Annotated in this window: 18 protein-coding genes; 3 read left to right on the forward strand and 15 right to left on the reverse strand. The window is 66.6% G+C overall.

Annotated elements, in window-relative coordinates; translation table 11 throughout:
- Positions 1-42: 42 nt before the first annotated feature.
- Complete coding sequence (gene topA / locus NS1_RS34725; protein WP_062991418.1) at positions 43-2,967, reverse strand: type I DNA topoisomerase; 2,925 nt, start codon at positions 2,965-2,967, stop codon at positions 43-45.
- Positions 2,968-3,204: 237 nt separating this feature from the next.
- Complete coding sequence (locus tag NS1_RS34730) at positions 3,205-3,411, reverse strand: cold-shock protein (RefSeq protein ID WP_019044597.1); 207 nt, start codon at positions 3,409-3,411, stop codon at positions 3,205-3,207.
- A 435-nt stretch (positions 3,412-3,846) separates the two neighbouring features.
- Here NS1_RS34730 and sftH point away from each other — a divergent pair, with 435 nt between their 5' ends.
- The gene (gene sftH / locus NS1_RS34735) at positions 3,847-6,237 is read left to right on the forward strand and encodes a DEAD/DEAH box helicase (protein ID WP_062991420.1); all 2,391 of its coding nucleotides are present in this window, start codon (positions 3,847-3,849) and stop codon (positions 6,235-6,237) included.
- A gap of 301 nt (positions 6,238-6,538) precedes the next feature.
- Here sftH and NS1_RS34740 read toward each other — a convergent pair whose 3' ends face one another.
- The 7 genes from NS1_RS34740 to ssd all read right to left on the reverse strand — a co-directional run bounded on the left by NS1_RS34740 (position 6,539) and on the right by ssd (position 11,695).
- Positions 6,539-6,904 (reverse strand): Rv3654c family TadE-like protein, encoded by a 366-nt coding sequence (locus NS1_RS34740; RefSeq protein ID WP_062991422.1) that lies wholly within the window; start codon positions 6,902-6,904, stop codon positions 6,539-6,541.
- Between the two features lie 83 nt (positions 6,905-6,987).
- Positions 6,988-7,302 (reverse strand): TadE family type IV pilus minor pilin, encoded by a 315-nt coding sequence (locus tag NS1_RS34745; RefSeq protein WP_062991424.1) that lies wholly within the window; start codon positions 7,300-7,302, stop codon positions 6,988-6,990.
- A 41-nt stretch (positions 7,303-7,343) separates the two neighbouring features.
- On the reverse strand, positions 7,344-7,553 hold the full coding sequence (locus tag NS1_RS34750) for a DUF4244 domain-containing protein (protein ID WP_157125554.1): 210 nt from the start codon (positions 7,551-7,553) through the stop codon (positions 7,344-7,346).
- Positions 7,554-7,625: 72 nt separating this feature from the next.
- A complete protein-coding gene (locus NS1_RS34755) occupies positions 7,626-8,246 on the reverse strand; it encodes a type II secretion system F family protein (protein WP_062991428.1) in 621 nt (206 codons plus the stop codon).
- Positions 8,247-8,423: 177 nt separating this feature from the next.
- Complete coding sequence (locus NS1_RS34760) at positions 8,424-9,002, reverse strand: type II secretion system F family protein (RefSeq protein WP_373864384.1); 579 nt, start codon at positions 9,000-9,002, stop codon at positions 8,424-8,426.
- A gap of 271 nt (positions 9,003-9,273) precedes the next feature.
- Positions 9,274-10,455, reverse strand: a complete 1,182-nt coding sequence (locus NS1_RS34765) for a TadA family conjugal transfer-associated ATPase (protein WP_062991430.1) — start codon at positions 10,453-10,455, stop codon at positions 9,274-9,276.
- A 70-nt stretch (positions 10,456-10,525) separates the two neighbouring features.
- Positions 10,526-11,695 (reverse strand): septum site-determining protein Ssd, encoded by a 1,170-nt coding sequence (gene ssd / locus NS1_RS34770; protein ID WP_062991431.1) that lies wholly within the window; start codon positions 11,693-11,695, stop codon positions 10,526-10,528.
- A gap of 413 nt (positions 11,696-12,108) precedes the next feature.
- Between ssd and NS1_RS34775 the strand changes: the two genes are divergently transcribed.
- Entirely contained in the window at positions 12,109-12,903 is a 795-nt protein-coding gene (locus tag NS1_RS34775; protein WP_062991432.1) for an HAD-IB family hydrolase, read from the forward strand.
- Positions 12,904-13,325: 422 nt separating this feature from the next.
- Here the strand turns inward: NS1_RS34775 and NS1_RS34780 are convergent, their stop codons facing one another.
- From NS1_RS34780 to NS1_RS34800, 6 genes are all read right to left on the reverse strand, one after another.
- Positions 13,326-14,072 carry a Fic family protein gene (locus NS1_RS34780; protein ID WP_062991434.1) on the reverse strand — a complete coding sequence of 249 codons (747 nt, stop codon included), beginning with the start codon at positions 14,070-14,072 and terminating at the stop codon, positions 13,326-13,328.
- Between the two features lie 10 nt (positions 14,073-14,082).
- Positions 14,083-14,247, reverse strand: a complete 165-nt coding sequence (locus NS1_RS40540; RefSeq protein ID WP_156677517.1) for a hypothetical protein — start codon at positions 14,245-14,247, stop codon at positions 14,083-14,085.
- Positions 14,248-14,416: 169 nt separating this feature from the next.
- Positions 14,417-16,084 (reverse strand): ABC transporter ATP-binding protein, encoded by a 1,668-nt coding sequence (locus NS1_RS34785; protein WP_062991436.1) that lies wholly within the window; start codon positions 16,082-16,084, stop codon positions 14,417-14,419.
- Positions 16,081-17,010 carry an ABC transporter permease gene (locus tag NS1_RS34790; protein ID WP_056819135.1) on the reverse strand — a complete coding sequence of 310 codons (930 nt, stop codon included), beginning with the start codon at positions 17,008-17,010 and terminating at the stop codon, positions 16,081-16,083. The genes NS1_RS34785 and NS1_RS34790 overlap by 4 nt, the downstream gene beginning before the upstream one ends.
- Positions 17,003-17,929, reverse strand: a complete 927-nt coding sequence (locus NS1_RS34795; RefSeq protein ID WP_062991438.1) for an ABC transporter permease — start codon at positions 17,927-17,929, stop codon at positions 17,003-17,005. Before NS1_RS34795 ends, NS1_RS34790 begins: the two co-directional genes overlap by 8 nt.
- Positions 17,930-17,993: 64 nt before the next feature.
- A complete protein-coding gene (locus NS1_RS34800; protein ID WP_255284810.1) occupies positions 17,994-19,592 on the reverse strand; it encodes a peptide ABC transporter substrate-binding protein in 1,599 nt (532 codons plus the stop codon).
- A gap of 384 nt (positions 19,593-19,976) precedes the next feature.
- Here NS1_RS34800 and NS1_RS34805 point away from each other — a divergent pair.
- Positions 19,977-20,750 (forward strand): AMP-binding protein (locus NS1_RS34805; RefSeq protein WP_157125555.1); only part of this gene is annotated, 774 nt, incomplete at its 3' end.

Below are 20,750 nucleotides of genomic sequence, written 5' to 3' on the forward strand. Positions count from 1 at the left end.
CATCGACAACCAGCGGATGCGGCAGCCAGGTTCACCGCTTGCTCAATCGTCTTCGGTCCCAGCAGATTTCGCTGCGGCCTTCTTCGCCGGAGCCTTCTTGGCAGCGGTCGTCTTCTTGGCCGCGGTCTTGGTGGCCGTCTTGGTCGCGGTCGACTTCGCCGCGGCCTTCTTGGCCGGCGCCTTCTTGGCCGCCTTCTTCGCGGTCGTCTTCTTCGCCGCCTTCTTCACCGGACCACGCGCCCGGCGATCGGCAAGCAGTTCGGAGGCGCGCTCGTCGGTGATCGACTCGACCTCGTCGCCCTTGCGCAGGCTGGCGTTGGTCTCGCCGTCGGTGACGTACGGACCGAAGCGGCCGTCCTTGATCACCATCGGCTTGTCGGTGGCGGAGTCGTTGCCCAGCTCACGCAGCGGTGCCGCGGCCGAGGCCTGACGTCCGCGACGCTTGGGCTCGGCGTAGAGCTTCAGCGCCTCGTCGAGGGTGACCGAGAACAGCTGATCCTCGGTCGCCAGCGAACGGGAGTCGGTGCCCTTCTTCAGATACGGGCCGTAACGGCCGTTCTGCGCGGTGATCTCCTCGCCCGAGGTGGGGTCGTTGCCGACCACGCGGGGCAACGAGAGCAGCATCAGCGCGTCGTCGAGGGTGATCTCGGCCAGGTCCATCGACTTGAACAGCGAACCGGTGCGCGGCTTGACCTCCGCGGCCTTCTTGGTCTTCTTCGCGGGCGCGGCGTCCGGGTCGGGTGCGGGCGGTTCCGGCAGTACCTCGGTGACGTACGGGCCGAAACGTCCTTCCTTGGCGACGATTTCGTGCCCCGACACCGGGTCGACACCGAGCGAACGACCCTCCTGCGGCGTGGAGAACAGCTTCTCGGCGACCTCGGGCGTCAGCTCGTCGGGCGGCAGATCGTCGGGCAGGTTCGCCCGCTGCGAGATCCGATCACCCTCGGGGTCATCGGGATTGATGATCATCCGCTCCAGATACGGACCGAAGCGGCCGACGCGGACCACGACATCGCGGCCCTCTTCGTCGACGAACATCTTGATCGAGTTCACTTCGCGCGCGTCGATGTCGTCGAGCTGCACGGAGACCATCTTCTTCAGACCACCCGAGCGCGCGACCGAACCCTCGGCGCCGGATTCGCCGCCGAAGTAGAAGCTGGACAACCAGTTTCCGCGCTGCTCGCGTCCACCGGCGATCGCGTCGAGGTCGTCCTCCATCGCGGCGGTGAAGTCGAAGTCGACGAGCCGACCGAAGTAGGCCTCGAGCAGTCCCACCACCGCGAACGCCACCCAGGCCGGGGCCAGCGCGCTACCGCGCTTGTAGACGTACCCACGATCGAGGATCGTCTTGATGATCGAGGAGTAGGTCGACGGGCGGCCGATGCCGAGGTCTTCCAGCGTCTTGATCAGCGAGGCTTCGGTGTAGCGGGCGGGCGGGTTGGTGCTGTGGCCGTCGGGGGTGAGTTCGACGGCGGTGACGCTCTGGCCCTGTTCCAGTGCGGGCAAACGAGATTCGGCGTCGTCGGACTGGCCGCCCGCCTCCTCGTCCACACTCTCGACATAGGCCTTGAGGAACCCGGCGAAGGTGATGGTGCGGCCAGAGGACGAGAACACGCACTCCTCGCCGGTCCGCGCGGTGCCGGTGATGCGCAGGGTCAGCGTGGTGCCGCGCGCGTCGACCATCTGCGAGGCGACCGTGCGCTGCCAGATCATCTCGTAGAGCTTGAACTCGTCGTTGTCGACCTTGGAGGCCAGCTGACCGGGCGTCATGAAGGTGTCACCCGAGGGACGGATCGCCTCGTGTGCCTCCTGCGCGTTCTTGACCTTGCGGGTGTACTGGCGCGGCGACGGCGAGACGTACTCCGCGCCGTAGAGCTGAGTCGCCTGCGAGCGAGCCGCCGCGATGGCCGACTCCGACAGCGTCGTGGAGTCGGTACGCATATAGGTGATGTAGCCGTTTTCATACAGCCGCTGCGCGACCCGCATCGTGCGCTCGGAGGTGAACCGCAGCTTGCGGCCCGCTTCCTGCTGCAACGTGGAGGTCATGAACGGCGGATACGGCTTGCGCGTGTACGGCTTGGCCTCGGCCGAGCTGACCTCGAGCGCGGCGCCGTCGAGCGCCTCGGCCAGCCTGCGGGCGTAGGCCTCGTCGAGCACGACGACGCCGGTGGCCGACTTGAGCTGACCGTCGGAACCGAAATCACGACCGGAGGCGACGCGGTCGCCGGAGACCTGCACCAGGCGCGCACCGAACGTGCGCGGGTTGGTCGAATCGGACTTCTCGTCGGGACCCGCGTCGAGCTTGGCGGCGATATCCCAGTATCCGGCGGAGCGGAAAGCGATGCGCTCACGCTCACGCTGGACGATCACCCGGGTGGCGACGGACTGCACGCGACCGGCGGAAAGCCGCGGCATGACCTTCTTCCACAGCACCGGAGAGACCTCGTAGCCGTAGAGGCGGTCCAGGATGCGGCGGGTTTCCTGGGCGTCTACCAGGTCGTTATCGAGCTCGCGCGTGTCGGCGGCGGCGGCGAGGATGGCGGGCTCGGTGATCTCGTGGAAGACCATCCGGCGAACCGGGACCTTCGGCTTGAGCGTTTCGAGCAGGTGCCAGGCGATCGCCTCGCCCTCACGGTCGGGGTCGGTGGCGAGGTAGAGCTCGTCGGCGTCGGCCAGCAAGCTCTTGAGCTCGGCGACCTTGGCCTTCTTATCCGGGTTCACCACATAGATCGGCTCGAAGTCGTGGTCGACGTCGACACCGAGGCGCGCCCACGGTTGGCCTTTATATTTGGCCGGCACGTCAGCGGCACCGCGCGGCAAGTCACGGATGTGGCCCACCGAGGCCTCGACCGTGTAGTTGCGACCTAGATAGGGCGCGATCTTGCGGGCCTTGGTCGGCGACTCGACGATCACGAGACGACGCAGGGGTCGGCCCTGATCGGCTGAACTGCGGTCTCGTGTTGCCACCGGCGAACACCTTCCTTCTAGATCCGCGCGTCGGGAGGTCCGCTCGGTGCGCGGCTGGGGCAGACGGCGACGTTCGGACATCACCACCAGTGACGTTTATACCCTGCGCACTTGGGGTAGAGGCATTTGCGGCGTTTCACGTCGCGGCCGCTGTCCTGGGCGATGCTACCCGGAAATGACTCGTCCCCCTCCTCCGCATGCGGAGGAGGGGGACGAGGCGTTGTTGTGTTTCGCAGCTCAGGAGAGCGCGCGAACGCCGGTGGCCTGGGGGCCCTTGGTGCCCTGGCCGACCTCGAACTCGACCTTCTGGTTTTCCTCGAGGGTACGGAAGCCCGTGCCCTGGATCTCCGAGTAGTGGACGAAGACGTCAGCTGAGCCGTCCTCAGGCGCGATGAAGCCGAACCCCTTCTCCGCGTTGAACCACTTCACAGTTCCCTGTGCCATTCTGTTTCCTTCTCTTTCTACCGGAAACGGCGGACAACTGGGTTCGTCCACCGGGCCCGTTCCGACCGCTGTACCGTTGGTCCCCCTGCAAGGAAATCCTGAGCACGGCGTTCGCAACAACGATCCTGCTGATGGTTTGGACCTTGGATCCGTCCCTCGAACACAGAAGCTTGCGACCGAGACCCAGTGAACCATGTCTCTGAGCAATTCGACAGTCGAGTTACCGAGTATTTGCAAAATTCATGATCTTGCGAATGTGCAGGTAAGGGAGAGATTGGGTGTATCCGTACTTTCGGTCTGTTTGCTTCTTGATAACCGAGTGAGCTTCCAGCAAACATGCTGTGACCCAGATCGCTACTGGGTTACGAAATACCAGGTAGTGGTTGTCGCACACACACGTTTCACACTTCGCGTGTCGCGTGAGAGGAGGACTGGATGAATCCGGCAGACCGGACCGGCGTTCGGGAGCGCGATACGGGCGAGAGCTACGGGCGATCGTTGCTGAATCGTGTCCTGACCGAAGCGGCCGCCGGCGGCAACCCGCTCACCCATGTGGCGGAGCTGCCCGCACAGCGCGCCGACACCACAGCGTGGCCGGAATGGGTGCCATCGAAGCTGGTCACAGCCCTGGACGCGCAGGGAATCGAACTGCCGTGGGGACACCAGACCCGCACGGCCGACCTCGCGGCAACCGGAAACCACGTTGTGGTGAGCACCGGAACCGCATCGGGGAAATCGCTCGGCTACCAGTTGCCGGTGCTCACCGCGCTGCTCGACGACCCGCGCGCCACCGCGCTGTACCTCTCCCCCACCAAGGCGCTCGGCGCCGATCAGCTCCGCGCCGTCGGCAGCCTGATCCACGACAATCCGCTGCGTGAGGCGCATCCGGCGAGCTATGACGGCGACACTCCCGCCGAGGTCAGGCAGTGGGTTCGGGCCAACGCACGCTGGATTTTCACCAATCCCGACATGCTGCACGTCGGGATTCTGCGCTCGCATCAGCGCTGGGCGCGGGTGCTTCGAAACCTGAGGTATGTGGTCGTCGACGAATGCCACGCATATAGAGGAGTGTTCGGTTCGCATGTCGCGCTGGTACTGCGCAGGCTGCGTCGGCTCGCCCGGTTCTACGGCGCCGATCCGGTGTTCATCCTGTGCTCGGCCACCAGCGCAGATCCGGCCGCGTCGGCGAGCAGGCTGATCGGCGCGCAGGTCGTGGCTGTCACCGAGGACGGGTCGCCGCGCGGCGCGCGGACCGTCGCGCTCTGGGAACCGCCGCTGAGCGCGTCGCTGACCGGGGAGAACGGGGCGCCGGTGCGGCGGACCGCGACCAGCGAGGCAGCCAAGATCATGGCGGCGCTGGTGACCGAGGGCGCTCGGACTCTCACTTTTGTTCGCTCGCGGCGCGGTGCTGAACTGATCGCGCTCGACACTCGGCGCGTCCTTGCCGAAACCGCCCCTGAGCTCCAAGATCGAGTTGCCGCCTATCGGGCGGGCTATCTGGCCGAGGACCGGCGCGAGCTCGAGCAGTCGCTGTCGCAGGGGACGTTGCTCGGCGCCGCCAGTACCAACGCGCTCGAACTCGGTGTCGACATCGCGGGCCTCGATGCCGTGGTCATCGCCGGTTTTCCCGGGACGGTCGCCTCGTTCTGGCAACAGGCCGGGAGGGCGGGCAGGCGGTCGCAAGGTTCGCTGGTGGTGCTCGTGGCTACCGACGACCCGCTCGACACCTACCTGGTCCATCACCCGGAAGCGCTGCTCGACCGGCCGATCGAGGCCACCATCACCGACCCGTACAACCCCTATATCCTCGGCCCCCAGCTGCTGTGCGCCGCGATGGAGCTGCCGCTCACCGATGAAGAGGTGAGCGAGCTCAGAGCCGATGAAGTGCTTGCCGACCTGGCCGAACAGGGCTTGATCCGGCGCAGGCCGAGTATCCGTGGCGCGGGTGCGCGCTGGCATGTCACCGCGCACACCCACCCGCACGACGACGTGGATGTGCGCGGTGGGCTCGGTTCGCCGGTCGCGATCGTCGACGCCGAAACCGGACGACTGCTCGGCACCGCCGACGCGGGCCGAGCCCCGGCCACCCTGCACACGGGGGCTGTACATCTGCACCAGGGCGAGACCTATCTCGTCGACGAGCTCGACCTCGAGGGTGGCGTCGCGTTCGTCAACGAGGTGGATCCCGGCTTCACCACCAGTTCCCGGCAGATCACCTCGATCACAGTGGAAGGGGTGATCGAGGAATGCGTGTTCGGCGCGGTGACCGCGGCATCCGCGCAGGTCGCGGTCACCAACCAGGTCGTCGGCTACCTGCGGACGCTGGTGACCGGTGAGGTGCTCGACCAGGTGGAGCTCGATCTGCCCGCACACACGCTGCACACCAAGGCTGTCCTCTATACCGTCACGCCCCGGCTGCTCGCCGCCGCGAACATCTCCGACGAACAGCTACCCGGCGCACTCCACGCGGCCGAGCATGCCGCCATCGGCATGTTGCCGCTGGTCGCGGGCTGCGACCGCTGGGATATCGGCGGTGTCTCCATCGCCGAACATCCCGATACGGGTGCGCCGACGGTGTTCGTCTACGACGGGCAGCCCGGCGGCGCCGGCTTCGCCGAGCGCGGATTCGCCCAGCTCACGGACTGGTTGGCCGCCACCGCGAGCGTGATCCGCAGCTGTGCGTGCCAGGACGGGTGCCCCTCGTGCGTGCAGTCGCCCAAGTGCGGCAACGGCAACAATCCCCTGGACAAGGACGCTGCCGCACGCTTGCTGGCCGCTGTTCTCAGCGAACTGCGAACCCACTGCGACGGGCCCGCCGGCACATGATGTCCACCGACCCACTACGTGACCGGGGATACACCTCTCTCAAAGAATGCTGGTCACTCGTCCGAATTGGTGTTGACCAGCGAAGATATCGCGATAGGTACCCGGCCGTCGATTAAAAAGGACCACTCTTCGATTAACTGGTTCATAGCCAACCGGGATCACCGGGCAGGACTACATCGTTCTTTTCATTTTTTTCAGGCCAAGATCAAAGAATGCGCATGAAATAGCGCAAATGCGCTTCCGGTAAATTCAGAATTGGTTCGGTGCGGAACAACCACCGACCAGTGATAACTCTTCCGAGTCACTCATTCTCTTCCGCCGGACCCGCGCGTGCCGAAGCCCGCACAGTGCGCACGCCGAACACTCCCGCCGATACATTCGCCTCGACCTCGACAACGACATCCCACTGCGCGACGACGCACCGCCGCACCCGAACCCCCATCCGCCGAGCAATCTCCCCGGCTTCTCCACAACCCGACTCGGCGCCCTCCGCCAATACCCCCGCCGCGGCCAACGCCCCCAGATCAGCGGCCCCCTGCGCCCGGTGCCGAGCCACCGCCACCCCGCCCACTTGCCCGACTGACAACGTCAGACAGATCAATCCCGCCAACGCCACACAAACGAACACCGTCGCCCCGCCGGCATCGCCAGCCAGTCCACGCCACATCGATCTCCGGGAGACCGACCCGGACTCTCGCGGCAGCTTCACCGCCCGGATCTGTGCGTTCGCCGATCCATCGTGGCTTGCCGTCACGGTTCCACTCCCGGCTCGGTGACGGCTATGGCTTCGGCGCGCAGCCGCAGGCCGGGCAGGAGCGGAGTGTTCGCGGCGACGGTGGCTATCACTCGGTCTCCTTCGATCCGGAGTTCGACGCTCGCCCCTGCCGGAGCAACGGTCTTGCCCGCGGTGATCGCGCGCGAAGTGTCACCGCGAGCGGCCAGGCGGGCGGTCTCGCGGGCCGCGTCGGTGCAGCGGACCTGGGTGGATCCGGCGAGGAGGGCGCCGACACACAGAGCGACGGCGCACACCAGTGCCGCGAGGGCGATGGCGGCCTCGACCGTCACCGCGCCCGCATCGGCACCGAGAGTGCTTGTGTCGCGATGGTTTACACGCTGGTGTTGAGCGCCTTGTCGATGATGCCGGTCAGCGCGTTGACGATGCTGTCCCCGGTGACGACCCCATAGAGCACGGCCCCGAAGGCTGCGGCGGCGATCGTGCCGATCGCGTATTCCGCTGTGGACATGCCGTCGTCGTCGAGCAGCAGACGCGTGAATCGACTGCGGGCCCCCAGGTATACGGCGTGGACGAACATCATCGTGATCCCCTCTCTGGTTGCACCGCGCGGCTGGTCCGCGCGGTGAAGCTTCGGTGGCCTCGTCGAGGCCGGTCACAGCAGTACTCCGTCGCCGAGCACGCTGTCGGCGAGGCCGATGACGACCGGGACGATGCCGAGACAGACGAACGCGGGCAGGAAGCACAGACCGAGCGGTCCGCCGATCAGCACGCCCGCGCGTTCGGCGCGTGCGACGGCAGCGTCTTCCACGGCTTCCCGCCGCTGCATGGCCAGTTCGCCGACCGCCGTCGCCAGCGAGGCACCGGAGCGGGCCGAACGGCGGGCCATCCTGGCCAGCGACTCCACGTCATCGGCGCCGACGGACCCGGCGGCGTCGGTGGCTGCCCGCTCCCATGCCGTCGCCGGGTCGGCGCCCAGTGCGAGAAGGTCCGCGGCCCTGCGCAATGCGGCCCGAAGAATCGGCGGTGCGGTCGGAGCGCTCGCTCGCGCGGCCGCGGCCATCGGCAGTCCCGCGCGTAGACACGCGGCCAGCAGATCGAATGCGGAGGCGGACCCGAGCGGGTCGACCTTCGCGGCGTTGCCCTGTGCCCCGGGCACGCCGACTGATGCCGGTCCGAGCGCACGCACCCGTCGACTGACGGCAACGCGCCCTGGTAACACCACGATCGCCAGCGCCGCGATCAGCAACGCCTCCGGCGAGGCAACTCCAGCCATCCCCTGCACAAACAATCCCTCCTCGAAGTTTGATCCACACCTGTCCACACCTGATCCGAGCCGACCTCCCGAACACCACGCGGGTCAGCATGCGGTCTGGTGGGATGCACATCTGTCCACAGGCATTCGAGTCGGCGGCCGCTTCTGCCGACCGTTCAGTAGCGATGGCGCGGGGAGTCAGGCTGTGCTCTTACGTGTGATGACATCTGTCCACAGGAGTCCACAGCAGGCGAGAGCGGCGCCCAGTGGAAGAAGTAGTTCGCCGGCCGGAGATGTGAACAGGATTGTGAGCGGAGCGGCGCCCATCAGCTGACCCAGGCCGATGCCGACCAGCGGGAGGCCCGCGAGGACTGTGGCCGATGCTCGGGCGCCGGCCAGTGCGGCTTCGGTGCGGTCTCGAAAGCGGATGCGACCGAGTAGATCCGATCTGGCGGCCGAGAGCAGTTCCGCCAGGGCAAGGCCGTGTTCTTCGGCCACTCGCCAGGCGGCGGCGATCCTCGACAGCTCCTCGGCGACAATCGAATCCGGTTGGATCCAGCCGTCGGCGCCGGACCCGCCGAGACGGCTGCGGCCCGCGCTGATCGCCAGTACGCGCGCGGCTTCGCCGCGCGATTCGCCTGCGGCGGATTCGGCCGCCGAGCTCGGGTGCGCACCGACGCGGAGCTCGCCGACCACGGCTTCGAGGCCGGCCAGTAGATATCCACATTCACGGCGTCGCTCGCGGTCACCTCGACCGCGGCGCTTCCGCACGGCCACAGTGGCTCCCAACATGAGAGCCGCGAGCCCGACACCGGGGCCGAACGTGAATGCCGTACACCCGAGTCCGATTCCTGCACACCACTCCACAGGTACCCGCCTCGGTGCACTGCGCCCGCCCGCGCCGAACAACCGCGTGAACCGCCATTGCCCGCCCGCCACAGGAAGTACCAGCATCGCCACCGCACAACAGAGCAACGCGCTACCCACGAACTCACCCCCTTCAGAACGAAACCTGCCGCTCGGTCACCGACCCCCTGCTGCCGACTTCTCATCCGAGTCGCACCTCGAGTAGTCGCTGGAGTTCGCCGGCGGCGGGAGTCGGGTGGGTGTCCGATCGCCAGGCCGGGGTGATGTGGACACCCTCGGAATCGCGTTGCAGGACGCCGATTTCGCGAAGCGCGCGGGTGCCGTCTGATCGCCGGTGGACATGCAGGACCACCTGAACCGCCGCCGCCAGTTGGCTGTGCAGGGCAGCGCGGTCCATACCGCCCAGGGCTGCCAGTGCTTCCAGACGAGCGGGGACCTCCTGGGGCGAGTTGGCGTGGACCGTCCCCGCGCCGCCGTCGTGACCGGTGTTGAGTGCGGTCAGTAGGTCGACGACTTCGGCGCCGCGTACCTCGCCGACGACTATGCGGTCCGGACGCATTCGCAATGCCTGGCGAACCAGATCGCGGACCGTAACAGCGCCCACCCCTTCGACATTGGCGGTCCGGGCGACCAGGCGTACGACATGAGGATGGACCGGAGCGAGTTCGGCGGCGTCTTCGACGCACACGATTCGTTCGGCGGGATCGACGGCGGCGAGCAGCGCCGAGAGCAAGGTGGTCTTCCCGGCGCCGGTGCCACCCACGACGAGGAATGCGAGGCGGGCGCGAACGATGTCGCCGAGTAGTCGGCGGGCGTCCGGGGGTATCGAACCGGCGGCGGCCAGCGCGTCGAGGCCCTGCGTGGCCGGGCGGAGGATGCGTAGGGAAAGGCAGGTGCCGTCATGGGCGACCGGTGCCAGCACCGCGTGCAGTCGGACGCCGAACGCATCACCAAGGGCCGCTTCGGTTCCGGCGAGTTTGCCGTCGACCCAGGGTTGGGCGTCGTCGAGTCGGCGGCCCGCTGCCAGAGCCAAGCGCTGGGCGAGGCGGCGAACAGCGGCTTCGTCGGCGAAGCGGACATCGGTCAGCTCCAGCCCGCGACCACGGTCGACCCAGACCGAATCCGGTGCTGTGACAAGCACATCGGCAACCTGCGGATCGTGCAGCAACGGTTCGAGCAGCCCCGCCCCGGTCATCTCGGTTTGCAGCAGCCGTAGCGCCCGGAGCAGGTCGGTGTCGGCGAGTACACCGCCCGCTTCGGTACGGATCGCGGCCGCAAGTTGTGCGGGGTCAGGGACGCCCGGGTGTTCGGCAAGGCGCTCACGGACGCGCTCGAGGAGATCGACGGTGACGAATGTGGTCATAGCGCGCCTGCTCCGTCCCTGCGAACGGCCCTACCCGAGTGGCTCGAATGTCCGGCGAGGGCAGAAGTAGTCACGAGGCCTCAGCCCCTACCATCGCCAGGACGGCGTCGGCGGCGTCGCGCAGCGGGCCACGACGGCGCACACTCAGTCCTCCGCGTTCGAGGCGCGACGCCAGTCCTGCTTGTCCGCGAACCGCGGCCAGGAGCGGCAACCCGAGTAACTCCGCCACTTCCGCGCCGCGCAGGCCGCCCGGCGCCGGACCACGAACAACCAAGCCTCGGTTGGGGTTTCGTTCGCCCAGATATGCCGAGACGACTTCCGCCGCGGCGATGGAGCGCAGCCGCGCCGGGACGATGAGGACGACCAGGTCGGCGGCGTCGAGCATCGCGTCGGCCGCGGGGCCACGCTCGGACGAGACATCGCAAACGACGAGATCGCCCGCATCCCTGCCGGATTCGATGACCGCGCGCACCGCCGCCGGAGACAGCTCGGTCGATGTGCAGCCGATCCGCGGGGGCTCGGCCTCGGCAGCCGAGACAGTCGGTGACCGGCCCTGGCCTGCGGCAGCTGGGCGCGCTCGCCCGCAGGACAGCACCGCCAGGCCCGCAGACGCGGCGGGCAACGCATTGTGCAGTGCCGCGGCCGATACCCGGCCGTCCTCGATGATCAGGTCGGGCCATCGCAGCCCCGGCACGTTCTCCATCCCCAACACCAGATCTAGCCCGCCGTCGAGCGGGGCGCCATCGATCAACACTGTGTCGCGACGGACCCGGCGCGCGGCCCCGCGCAGCGCGGTGGCCGCGGCGAGCGTGGATGCCCCGGCGCCGCCACCCGCGCCCACCACCGCGACGACTATCCCTTCACCCGTGCGGGATTCAGCGTGTTCGGCGAACTGTTCGACCAGTGCGACCGCGCCCGAGGGCAACGCGACAACCCGCTCGGCGCCTACCGCGGTCGCCGCCTGCCAGTCGGGCACGGCAGGCTCCCCCTCGGTGACCAGGACCACGCCCGACCGGCGAGGACAGCCGGCGACCGTGGCCGAAACAGCGGCGGCGGTATCGAGGATCACCATCCCGGCCCCTGCCCACGCGTGCCTGCCGACCGGCATCACCCGTTCGTCGGTGACACGCTCGGCGGCCGCCGCGACTCGGCGTACCTCCGCACGCAACCGGTCGTCACGTACGAGCACGAGAGCGGGCGCGATAGGTGGGGAGCCACTGCGTATCGGGGCTGGGTTCATGCGACTCAGCGTTGCCGAGCGAGGAGGTTATCAACACCCCGAAAAGGGCGATTGTGGATAACTCGGGGGTGTGGAGAACTTTACGATCGTCCCCGAAATAGAGGACGGCCCCAGCCGGGGGGGAGGAGGCTGGGGCCGTCGGGTTCAGCCCCGGGGGGTCGGGCTGAACGCGCCTGGACTAAGTCCAGGTGCCAGCAATACTACACCCACCCCCTGCTGCGGGCGCAAGTAGCATTCGCCGACATTCTTCGGCGATTCGCGCCGCCGGGCGTCCTCAGGGCAAACCCTTTTCCACGGTGCGGACAGTCGAATCTGCGGTGGGCGCAGGTCGTGCCTATTCTGTTGACGTGACGCCAGAACGCGACCAGACCTCGCCTACGGACGCAAGACTCGGCAAAACGGGCTCGGGCCCGGTGCCGGGCGGGCGGGTGGCCGCGTTCTTCGATCTCGACAAAACGGTGATCGCGAAGTCGAGCGCTTTCGTGTTCAGCAAACCCTTCTACGCACAGGGTCTGCTCAACCGCAGAGCCGTGCTGGAGAGCAGCTACGCACACTTTTTGTTCCTCCTTTCCGGTGCCGATCACGACCAGATGGAACGGATGCGGGCAAACCTCGCGAACATGTGCGCGGGCTGGGATGTGGAGCAGGTGAAAAGCATTGTCGCCGAGACACTTCACGATCTGGTCGACCCGCTGATCTACGCCGAAGCCGCCGATCTGATCGCCGATCACAAGATCCGCGGGCACGATGTGGTGATCGTCTCCGCCTCCGGCGAGGAGATCGTCGGGCCGATAGCCGACGTGCTCGGCGCCTCGCACACCGAGGCGACCCGGATGGTGGTCGAGGACGGCAAGTACACCGGCGACATCGAGTTCTACTGCTACGGCGAGGGCAAGGTCGCCGCGATCGAGAAGCTCGCCGCCGAGCAGGGCTACGACCTGTCGCGGTGCTACGCCTACTCCGACTCCGTGACCGATGTGCCGATGCTCAGCGCCGTCGGGCATCCGACCGCGGTCAACCCCGATCGCGCGCTGCGCAAGGAGGCGGCGAACCGCGGCTGGCCCGTGCTCGCGTTCTCCAATCCGGTATCGCTGTGGTCGCGATTCCAGGCGCCGTCGACCACCACCGTCGCCGCGACGGCCGCCGTCGGACTGAGCGCGATCATCGCCGGCGCGATCAGCTACCGACTGCTCCGCAAACGGCGCTGACCAGCTCCCGTCAGCACGAATCTCCGAGCGACACGCCGAGTTCGCCGGGATTCGGCAATGCCTCCGAAACCCTTGATGTGAGTGCCGTCACAGTGTAAGAATGGAGGCACGGAAGGACGGAAGGCCAAGACGGAGCCGGAAGAGAAGGTTTCGCCTCCCATCCCACCCTTCCCAGCACGGACACCAGGCACCCACGCGGAGCGCGCCGCGACAAGGCCGAAAGAGTTGTGGGCCTGCGAAATTCGAGCCGACGTCGGCGAACGCCTCGCACAGGTTGCGGGGATGAACCGGCGAGGTTGGGATGATCGCCGAGGCCACCGAACACAGCCCACCCTGCACGCTTGGTAACCGGGTGTTCCGTGCTAGCGGGCGGTGAGGTCGAGCAATCGACAACGCCGCCCGTTTCGATGTGTGCGGCCGGCTCAGCCTGCCGCCGCGTCGGCGATCGAGTTCGCTTCGCGGGCACCGTCTTCCAGTGCGCCCGCGCAGAACAGCACCCAGCCGCCGACGCCCTCCGCGGTACCCAAGCCGAATCCAGCGGCCGCGTCGAGGTAGGCCTGACGGCGACGCAACCAGAACACCTCGGGCACGCCGAGGCTGCGCGGATCCAATCCGCTGGCCACCGCGACCAGGCGCGAAGCAGCGCGCGCGACCACCCCGTCGCCGGTGCCGAACGGACGCAGCGACAGCAGCTCGCCGTGCACGATCGCCGCGACCACCGGGGCGGGCGCCTTACTCGACTGGACGGTTTGCGCGAGCACGTCTAGCCGTTCGGCGACGCCGGGAGCCGAACGCGGGCGGCCGAGCTCCTGCTCGTCGGTCACCAGATCGGCGGCGGCGAGGAGGTGCAGCCGAGCCAGCGCTTGCAGCGGCGCACGCTGCCAGGTCCCGACGAGGTTGGTGAGCGCGTCACCGTCGAGCGCCTGACCCACCCGCAACGCGCCGGCCAGCACCGGGTCGCTGACCTTGCCGTCGGCGGGCAGGTCGGTGCTCGCGCCTTCGATGGCCGCCGAGGAACGGGCGGCCCGGACGGCGGCTTCGGCGGCGGTGGTCGCCCAGCCGCGACGGTTCGACTTGTGCCGGTGCACGGCCGCGAGCGCGTCGCGCGCCTTGTCGGCGGCCTCGCGCACGCCGGGCAGGTCGACCAGGGGCTGCAGCGGATCAGTCACAGCATGGAGGTTACCGCTCGTACAGTGCGGCCCCCACGGTCACGTATATCCCGCGCACCGTCGGCCAGCTGCGATCGGGCCACGGCACCTCGGCGAGCCGCTTGGCCGCCGGGGTCACCGCCCTACGCCGCCGCGCTTCCCGCTCGGCCAGTCGTTCAGCATCGATCCGATCCACCGGCGTCTCCAACCCCTGCGATCCACACCGCACCACCTCGGACGAACCACGGTACGCCGCTGCGGGTGAACGCTCGAAGAGTTTCGAGAGCCCAACTACCCACCAGCCAGTCCCGACTTTCTCCACACCCCGCCCACCGCACTCCTGGCCCTCAGGGCCGAACACCTCTCTATCCCGTGAGCAACTCCCGCCCCGGAATCGCCTCGAGCAACGCCCGCGTGTACTCCTCACGCGGCGACGCGAACACCTCGTCGGTCGTTGCCGCCTCGACCACTTTCCCTTCACGCATAACCAGTACGTTGTCCGCGATCTGCCGGACGACGGCCAGGTCATGGGTGATGAACAGGTACGTCAGCCCCAGCTCCGCTTGGAGGTCGTTGAGCAAGGTGAGGATCTGCGCCTGGACCAGCACGTCCAGGGCCGAGACAGCCTCGTCGCAGACCACCATCTCCGGTGAGAGGGCGAGCGCGCGGGCGATCGCCACCCGCTGACGTTGCCCACCCGACAACTCGTTGGGATACCGCCGCAGCACCGTCGTCGGCAGCGACACCTTGTCGAGCAGATCGCGCACCACCGCTTCGCGCTCGGCAGCGGTACCGATCTTGTGCACCCGCAGCGGTTCCTCGATCGTGCGGAAGATCGAGTACATCGGATCGAGCGAGCCGTAGGGATTCTGGAAGATCGGCTGCACCCGACGCCGGAAAGCGAACGCGCCCTTGCTGTCCAGCTTCGCGACGTCCTTGCCGTCGAAAGCCACGGTGCCCGAAGTCGGTTCGAGAAGGCCGAGCACCATCTGCGCGATGGTCGATTTGCCCGAGCCCGACTCACCGACGATCGCGGTGGTGGTACCTCGGCCGACCGTGAAACTCACGTCGTCGACGGCGACGAAGTCGGCCGACTGCCACGGACGCTTGCCGCGAATCTTGAACGCCTTGGACAGGTTTCGCACCTCGAGCACGGAGTCGGAAAGATCGTCGGAGACCTTCTCCGCGACCTCGACGGCTCGAGTACGCACTTCGGCCCGCTGCCGCGACGACGACATTCGCGATGCCGCCAACGACGGCGCGGAGTTCACCAGCTTCTTGGTGTAGGCATGCTGCGGATCGCGCAGAATCTGCAGCGCGGGACCGGATTCCACCACCTTGCCGCGATACATCACCACCAGGTGCTCGGCTCGTTCCGCGGCGAGGCCGAGGTCGTGGGTGATCAGTAGCACCGCGGTGCCGAGCTCGGTGGTGAGCTGTTCGAGATGGCCGAGGATCTGGCGCTGCACCGTGACGTCGAGTGCCGAGGTCGGCTCGTCGGCGATCAGCAGTTTCGGCCTGCACGACAGGCCGATCGCGATGAGCGCGCGCTGACGCATACCGCCGGAGAACTCGTGCGGGTACTGGTTCACCCTGCGTTCGGCATCGGACATCCCCGCCTCGGCCAGCAGTTCCACCGAGCGTTTGCGGGCGGCGTCGCCGGTGGCGATGCCGTTGGCCACCAGGGTTTCCCTGATCTGGAAGCCGATCTTCCACACCGGATTCAGGTTCGACATCGGATCCTGCGGAACCAGGCCGATGCCGTTGCCGCGAATCGCGACGATCTCCTTCTCCGACGCCGCGGTCAGGTCCTTGCCGTCGAACAGGATGGAACCGCCGGTCACCTTGCCGGTGCCGGGCAGCAGGTCGATGATCGCGTGCGCGGTCGTCGACTTACCAGAGCCGGATTCACCGACGATCGCGACGGTCTGGCCGGGATACACGGTGAGGTTCACCCCGCGCACGGCGGGAATCTGGTTGCCGTCGGAGGTGAACCCGACGTCCAGGTCGCGGATTTCGAGCAGGGGCTTCATCGGGTGCGCTCCTTCGGATCGAGCGCGTCGCGCACCGCGTCGCCGAGCATGATGAAGCTCAGCACCGTGATGGCCAGCGCGGTCGCCGGATAGAACAGGATCGGCGAGGTACGGATCTCGGTCTTGGCGCGGTCGATATCGGCGCCCCACGACACGATGCTCGGCGGCAGGCCGACGCCGAGGTAGGACAGCGTCGCCTCGGTGACGATGAAGACGCCGAGCCAGATCGTGGCGACCACGATCAGCGGACTCGCCGAGTTCGGCAGCACGTGCTTCATCAGTTGGCCGAGCCGCGAGACACCCAGCGCCTTGGCGGCGGTGACATATTCGCTGTTCTTGGCCTCGATCACCGCGCCACGCGTGATGCGCGCTGCCTGCGGCCAAGTGAACGCCACCAGGATCGCGACGACCGTCATGATCCCCGCGGGCCGCAGCAGTTGCAGCAGCACGATCGCGGCCAGCACCATCGGAATGGCGTAGAAGATCTCGGCGATGCGCGAGACGATCGTGTCGAGCAGCCCACCGTAGAAGCCGGAAACCGCACCGAGGATGCCGCCTACCAGCAGAAACAGCATCGCCGACGCCATGCCGACGCTCACCGACGCACGCGCGCCGTAGATGGTGCGCGCGTAGACATCACAGCCCTGCTTGTCGAATCCGAACGGATGACCCTCGCGCGGGCCGTCCATGCCGAACTCGCCGAGGCACAACCGCGGGTCCTGATCGGTGAACAGCGCGGGCCACACCACCACGAGCATGACGAACACGATCAACACCACCGAGACCGCGAACACCGGGTTGCGGCGCAGTCGCCGCCACGCGTCGCCCCAGATGCTGGTCGGGGTGCCCTTGTCCAGGACACGGTCGGTGGCGAGCACCTCCACCTCATCGGCGGGGGCCACGAAATGCTGTTGGTTGTCATGCATAGCGGATCCTCGGGTCCAGGACGGCGTAGAGCAGGTCGATCACGAGGTTGACGATCAGGAACACCACCACCAGCACCGTCACGAACGACACCACGGTCGGCGGCTCGCCACGGATGATCGCCTGGTACATGGTGCCGCCGACGCCGGGGATGTTGAAGATGCCCTCGGTGACGATCGCGCCCGCCATCAGCGCACCGAAATCCGCGCCGAGAAAGGTGACAACAGGGATCATCGAATTCCGCAGAATGTGCACCGACACCACGCGGCGGCGTCCGAGTCCCTTCGCCGTCGCCGTGCGAACGAAATCGGCGGTTTTGTTCTCCGCCACCGAGTTCCGGGTCAATCGCAGCACATAGGCGAATGACAGTGACCCGAGCACGAACGCGGGTACGATCAACTCGCTCAGGCTCGCTTTACCCGTGACCGTAACCGGCGCTATCCCCCATTTCACGCCGAGAAAGAATTGCGCGAGATAACCGACGACGAATACCGGCAGCGCGATGATCACCAGGCTCGCGATGAGCATGGTCGAATCGAAGAGTTTGCCCTTGCGCAGCCCGGCGATCATGCCGAAAACGATGCCGAACAAACCTTCGATGAATACGGCGAGAAACGCCAGTCTGATGGTGATCGGGAAGGCTCGTTCAAGTTCTTCGCGCACCGGCCTGCCCGAGAACGAGGTGCCGAAATCTAAAGTGATAATCCCTTTCAAGTAATGCAGATATTGCACGATAAATGGCTGATCGAGATGATATCGGGCGCGCAGTACCGCCTCTGCCGCCGGTGTCAGCTGTTTCTCACCGGCCAACGCCTTGATCGGGTCACCCGGGATCAGAAAGACCATCGCATAGATGAGCAGCGTCGCGCCCAGGAATACCGGGATCATCTGGAGCAGACGCCGAACTACGTACCAAACCATCGCTTCCTCCGAAAACGAACTGGGGCCGAGCCACTTCGCAGTGACCCGGCCCAGCTGTCGAGTTCTATTTCTCGATGTTCTCGAAGTCGAACAGGCCGTTCCAGGCGAGCTCGGCCTTGGTGACCTGGTCCGAGCGGCCCGCGTTGGCGACGTAGTCGAACACGGGGATGTCTGCCATCTCCTTGATCATGATCGCCTGCGCCTGCGCGATCAGCTTGTAGGAATCCGCCTGTGTCGGGGCGGCGAGGGCGGCGTCGAACAGCCGGTCGACCTCGGGATTGTTGTAGTTGACGTTGTTGGTCTCGGAGAAGCTGTAGTACTGCGAACTGAGGAACTGCATCATCGTCGGGTAGTCGCCCTGCCAGCCGTAGCGGAACGCGGTACCGATCGTCTTGGCGTTCACCGCGTCGCGGATGTTCTTGAACGTCGGCATCGGGTTGGCGACCGCGTCGATGCCGAGGGTGTTCTTCACGCTGTTGGCGACAGCTTCGATCCAGGCCTGGTGGCCGCCGTCGCTGTTGTAGGTGATCTGGTACTGACCGGACCACGGCGAGATCGCGTCGGCCTGCGCCCACAGCTTCTTGGCCTGGTCGGGGTTGTAATCGAACACTTCCGAACCGGGCAGGTTCGCGTTGTAGCCGGGCAGGGTCGCGGCGGTGAAGTCGCGCGACGGCGTGCGCGTGCCATTGAAGATCTTGTCGATGATCTGCGGGCGGTTAATCGCCATCGAGATGGCCTTACGACGCAGAATGCCTTCCTCGCCACCGAAATGCGGCACGGTGGTCTGGATGCCGATGTGCTGGTTCTGCGCGGTCGGCTTGGTGATCGCACGGTCGCCGAGGTCGCTCTGGTACGTGGTGATCGCGCTATCGGGAATGGTGTCGAGCGTGTCGAGATTTCCGGCCTGCAGATCCGCGTACGCGGTGTCGTAGGACTGGTACATCACGAATCGGAGGCCCTTGTTCTTGGCGGGCCGACCACCGGGATAGTCCGGATTGGGCGTGAGATCGATCTTGACGTTGTGTTCCCACGAACCGAATGCGTAGGGGCCGTTGCCGATCGGCTTCTCACCGAACGCCTTCATATCCTGGAACGCGGAATCGGGCAGCGGATAGAACGGCGCGTAGCCGAGCGCGCTCTCGAAGTCGATCGAGGGCGACTTCAAATCGACGGTGAAGGTGCGGTCGTCGACGACCTTCAAGCCCGACATCGTCTTGACGGTGGGATTCTCGGCGCTCACCTCGTCGAACCCGGAGATCGGGCTGTACACGTAGCTTTGCAGCTGCGCGTTGTCGGCGAGTGCGCCGTAGTTCCACGCGTCGACGAACGATTTCGCGGTCACCGTGGTGCCGTCGGTGAACTTCCAATTCGGCTTGATGGTGATCTTGTACGACTTCCGATCAGCCGTCTCGATCTTCTCGGCCACCTCGTTGCGGGCCTCACCGTTGGCGTCGTAGTACTTCAGCCCGGCGAACAAACGGTCGACAACGCGGCCACCCATGTTCTCGTTGGTATTGCTCGGCACCAACGGATTTTGCGGCTCGCCCGCATTGGTTGTGACAATGCTCGAATCAACACTGTCGTCGGACGAGCACGCGGTGAGACCGAGGCTTGTGGCCGCCAGTCCCGCCGCGACCAGCGCGGTCGCTCTGATGAATCTCAACGCTCTCTCCCGGTTCGATTCCGTGGCTAACGGTCGGAGGTTAGCGGCTCCGGCTGGATTTTTCAGCGATCCGAGCCATTTTCACTTCACATGTATCAGTACGGTTACTCGCTGGAAACGCGGGAAGAATTGCCGAGCCCCTCGCCTTCGGCAGAAAAATATGAACAATAATCGGAAACCATCAGCTGAACCGTTGAGAAAAACGATAGCCCGCGACCGGCGGTCTGTCCGCGAAGTTATCGGATGAACTAGCCCTATTGACCGCCGCGAAACGTCGCCGGGACAACGGTCCACCTCGATGGGGTCTGTTGACTAGTGTCGAGACAGCCGGGCCGCACCCCGGCGACCGACCCGACCGCACCAGGCATGTGAGGCTGAAACGACGTGACCGAAACCGCTGCAGGACATCAGGATTCGTTTCCGCCGAGTGCGGAATTCGCCGCCGCCGCCAACGCGGACGCCGCGCTCTACCAGCGAGGCGAGACCGACCGCGACGGCTTCTGGGCCGCACAGGCCAACCGCCTGCACTGGCACAAGCCCTTCACCGAGGTGCTCGACTGGACCGACGCGCCGGTCGCGCGCTGGTTCGGCGACGGCGAACTCAACGTCTCCTACAACTGCGTCGACCGCCACGTCGTCGACGGACACGGCGACCAGGTCGCCATCCACTGGGAAGGCGAACCGGGCGACTCGCGCGACATCACCTACCGCGAACTGCTGGAGGAAGTCTCGCGAGCGGCGAACTACCTGACCGAGCTCGGGCTGGAGGCAGGCGATCGCGTTGCCGTCTACATGCCGATGGTGCCCGAGGCGATCGTGGCGATGCTGGCGTGCGCGCGGCTGGGGCTCACCCACTCGGTGGTGTTCGCGGGATTCTCGCCGAGCGCGCTGCGTCAGCGGGTCGACGATGCCGAAGCCCGGTTGATCATCACCACCGACGGCCAGTGGCGGCGTGGTAAGCCCGCACCGCTCAAGGAAGCCGTCGACGAGGCGCTGGCGGCCAAGGGCGACGTGCCGTCGTCGGTGGAGCACGTGCTCGTGGTGCGCCGGGTCGGCACGGAGGTGCCGTGGACCGATGGGCGCGATCTGTGGTGGCACGAGACCGTGGCCGCCGCTTCGCCTTCGCACGAAGCACAGCCCTTCCCCGCCGAGCACCCG

Source organism: Nocardia salmonicida NBRC 13393 (assembly GCF_001613085.1).
Taxonomy (GTDB): domain Bacteria; phylum Actinomycetota; class Actinomycetes; order Mycobacteriales; family Mycobacteriaceae; genus Nocardia; species Nocardia salmonicida.

Excerpts from the sequence above, each read along its gene's own strand:
- NS1_RS34740 (WP_062991422.1), bottom strand. The coding sequence starts at position 6,904 with ATGTGGCGTGGACTGGCTGGCGATGCCGGCGGGGCGACGGTGTTCGTT.
- NS1_RS34755 (WP_062991428.1), bottom strand. The coding sequence starts at position 8,246 with ATGGCTGGAGTTGCCTCGCCGGAGGCGTTGCTGATCGCGGCGCTGGCG.
- NS1_RS34765 (WP_062991430.1), bottom strand. The coding sequence starts at position 10,455 with ATGACCACATTCGTCACCGTCGATCTCCTCGAGCGCGTCCGTGAGCGC.
- sftH (WP_062991420.1), top strand. The coding sequence starts at position 3,847 with ATGAATCCGGCAGACCGGACCGGCGTTCGGGAGCGCGATACGGGCGAG.
- ssd (WP_062991431.1), bottom strand. The coding sequence starts at position 11,695 with ATGAACCCAGCCCCGATACGCAGTGGCTCCCCACCTATCGCGCCCGCT.
- NS1_RS34785 (WP_062991436.1), bottom strand. The coding sequence starts at position 16,084 with ATGAAGCCCCTGCTCGAAATCCGCGACCTGGACGTCGGGTTCACCTCC.
- NS1_RS34795 (WP_062991438.1), bottom strand. The coding sequence starts at position 17,929 with ATGGTTTGGTACGTAGTTCGGCGTCTGCTCCAGATGATCCCGGTATTC.
- NS1_RS34790 (WP_056819135.1), bottom strand. The coding sequence starts at position 17,010 with ATGCATGACAACCAACAGCATTTCGTGGCCCCCGCCGATGAGGTGGAG.
- NS1_RS34750 (WP_157125554.1), bottom strand. The coding sequence starts at position 7,553 with ATGATGTTCGTCCACGCCGTATACCTGGGGGCCCGCAGTCGATTCACG.
- NS1_RS34730 (WP_019044597.1), bottom strand. The coding sequence starts at position 3,411 with ATGGCACAGGGAACTGTGAAGTGGTTCAACGCGGAGAAGGGGTTCGGC.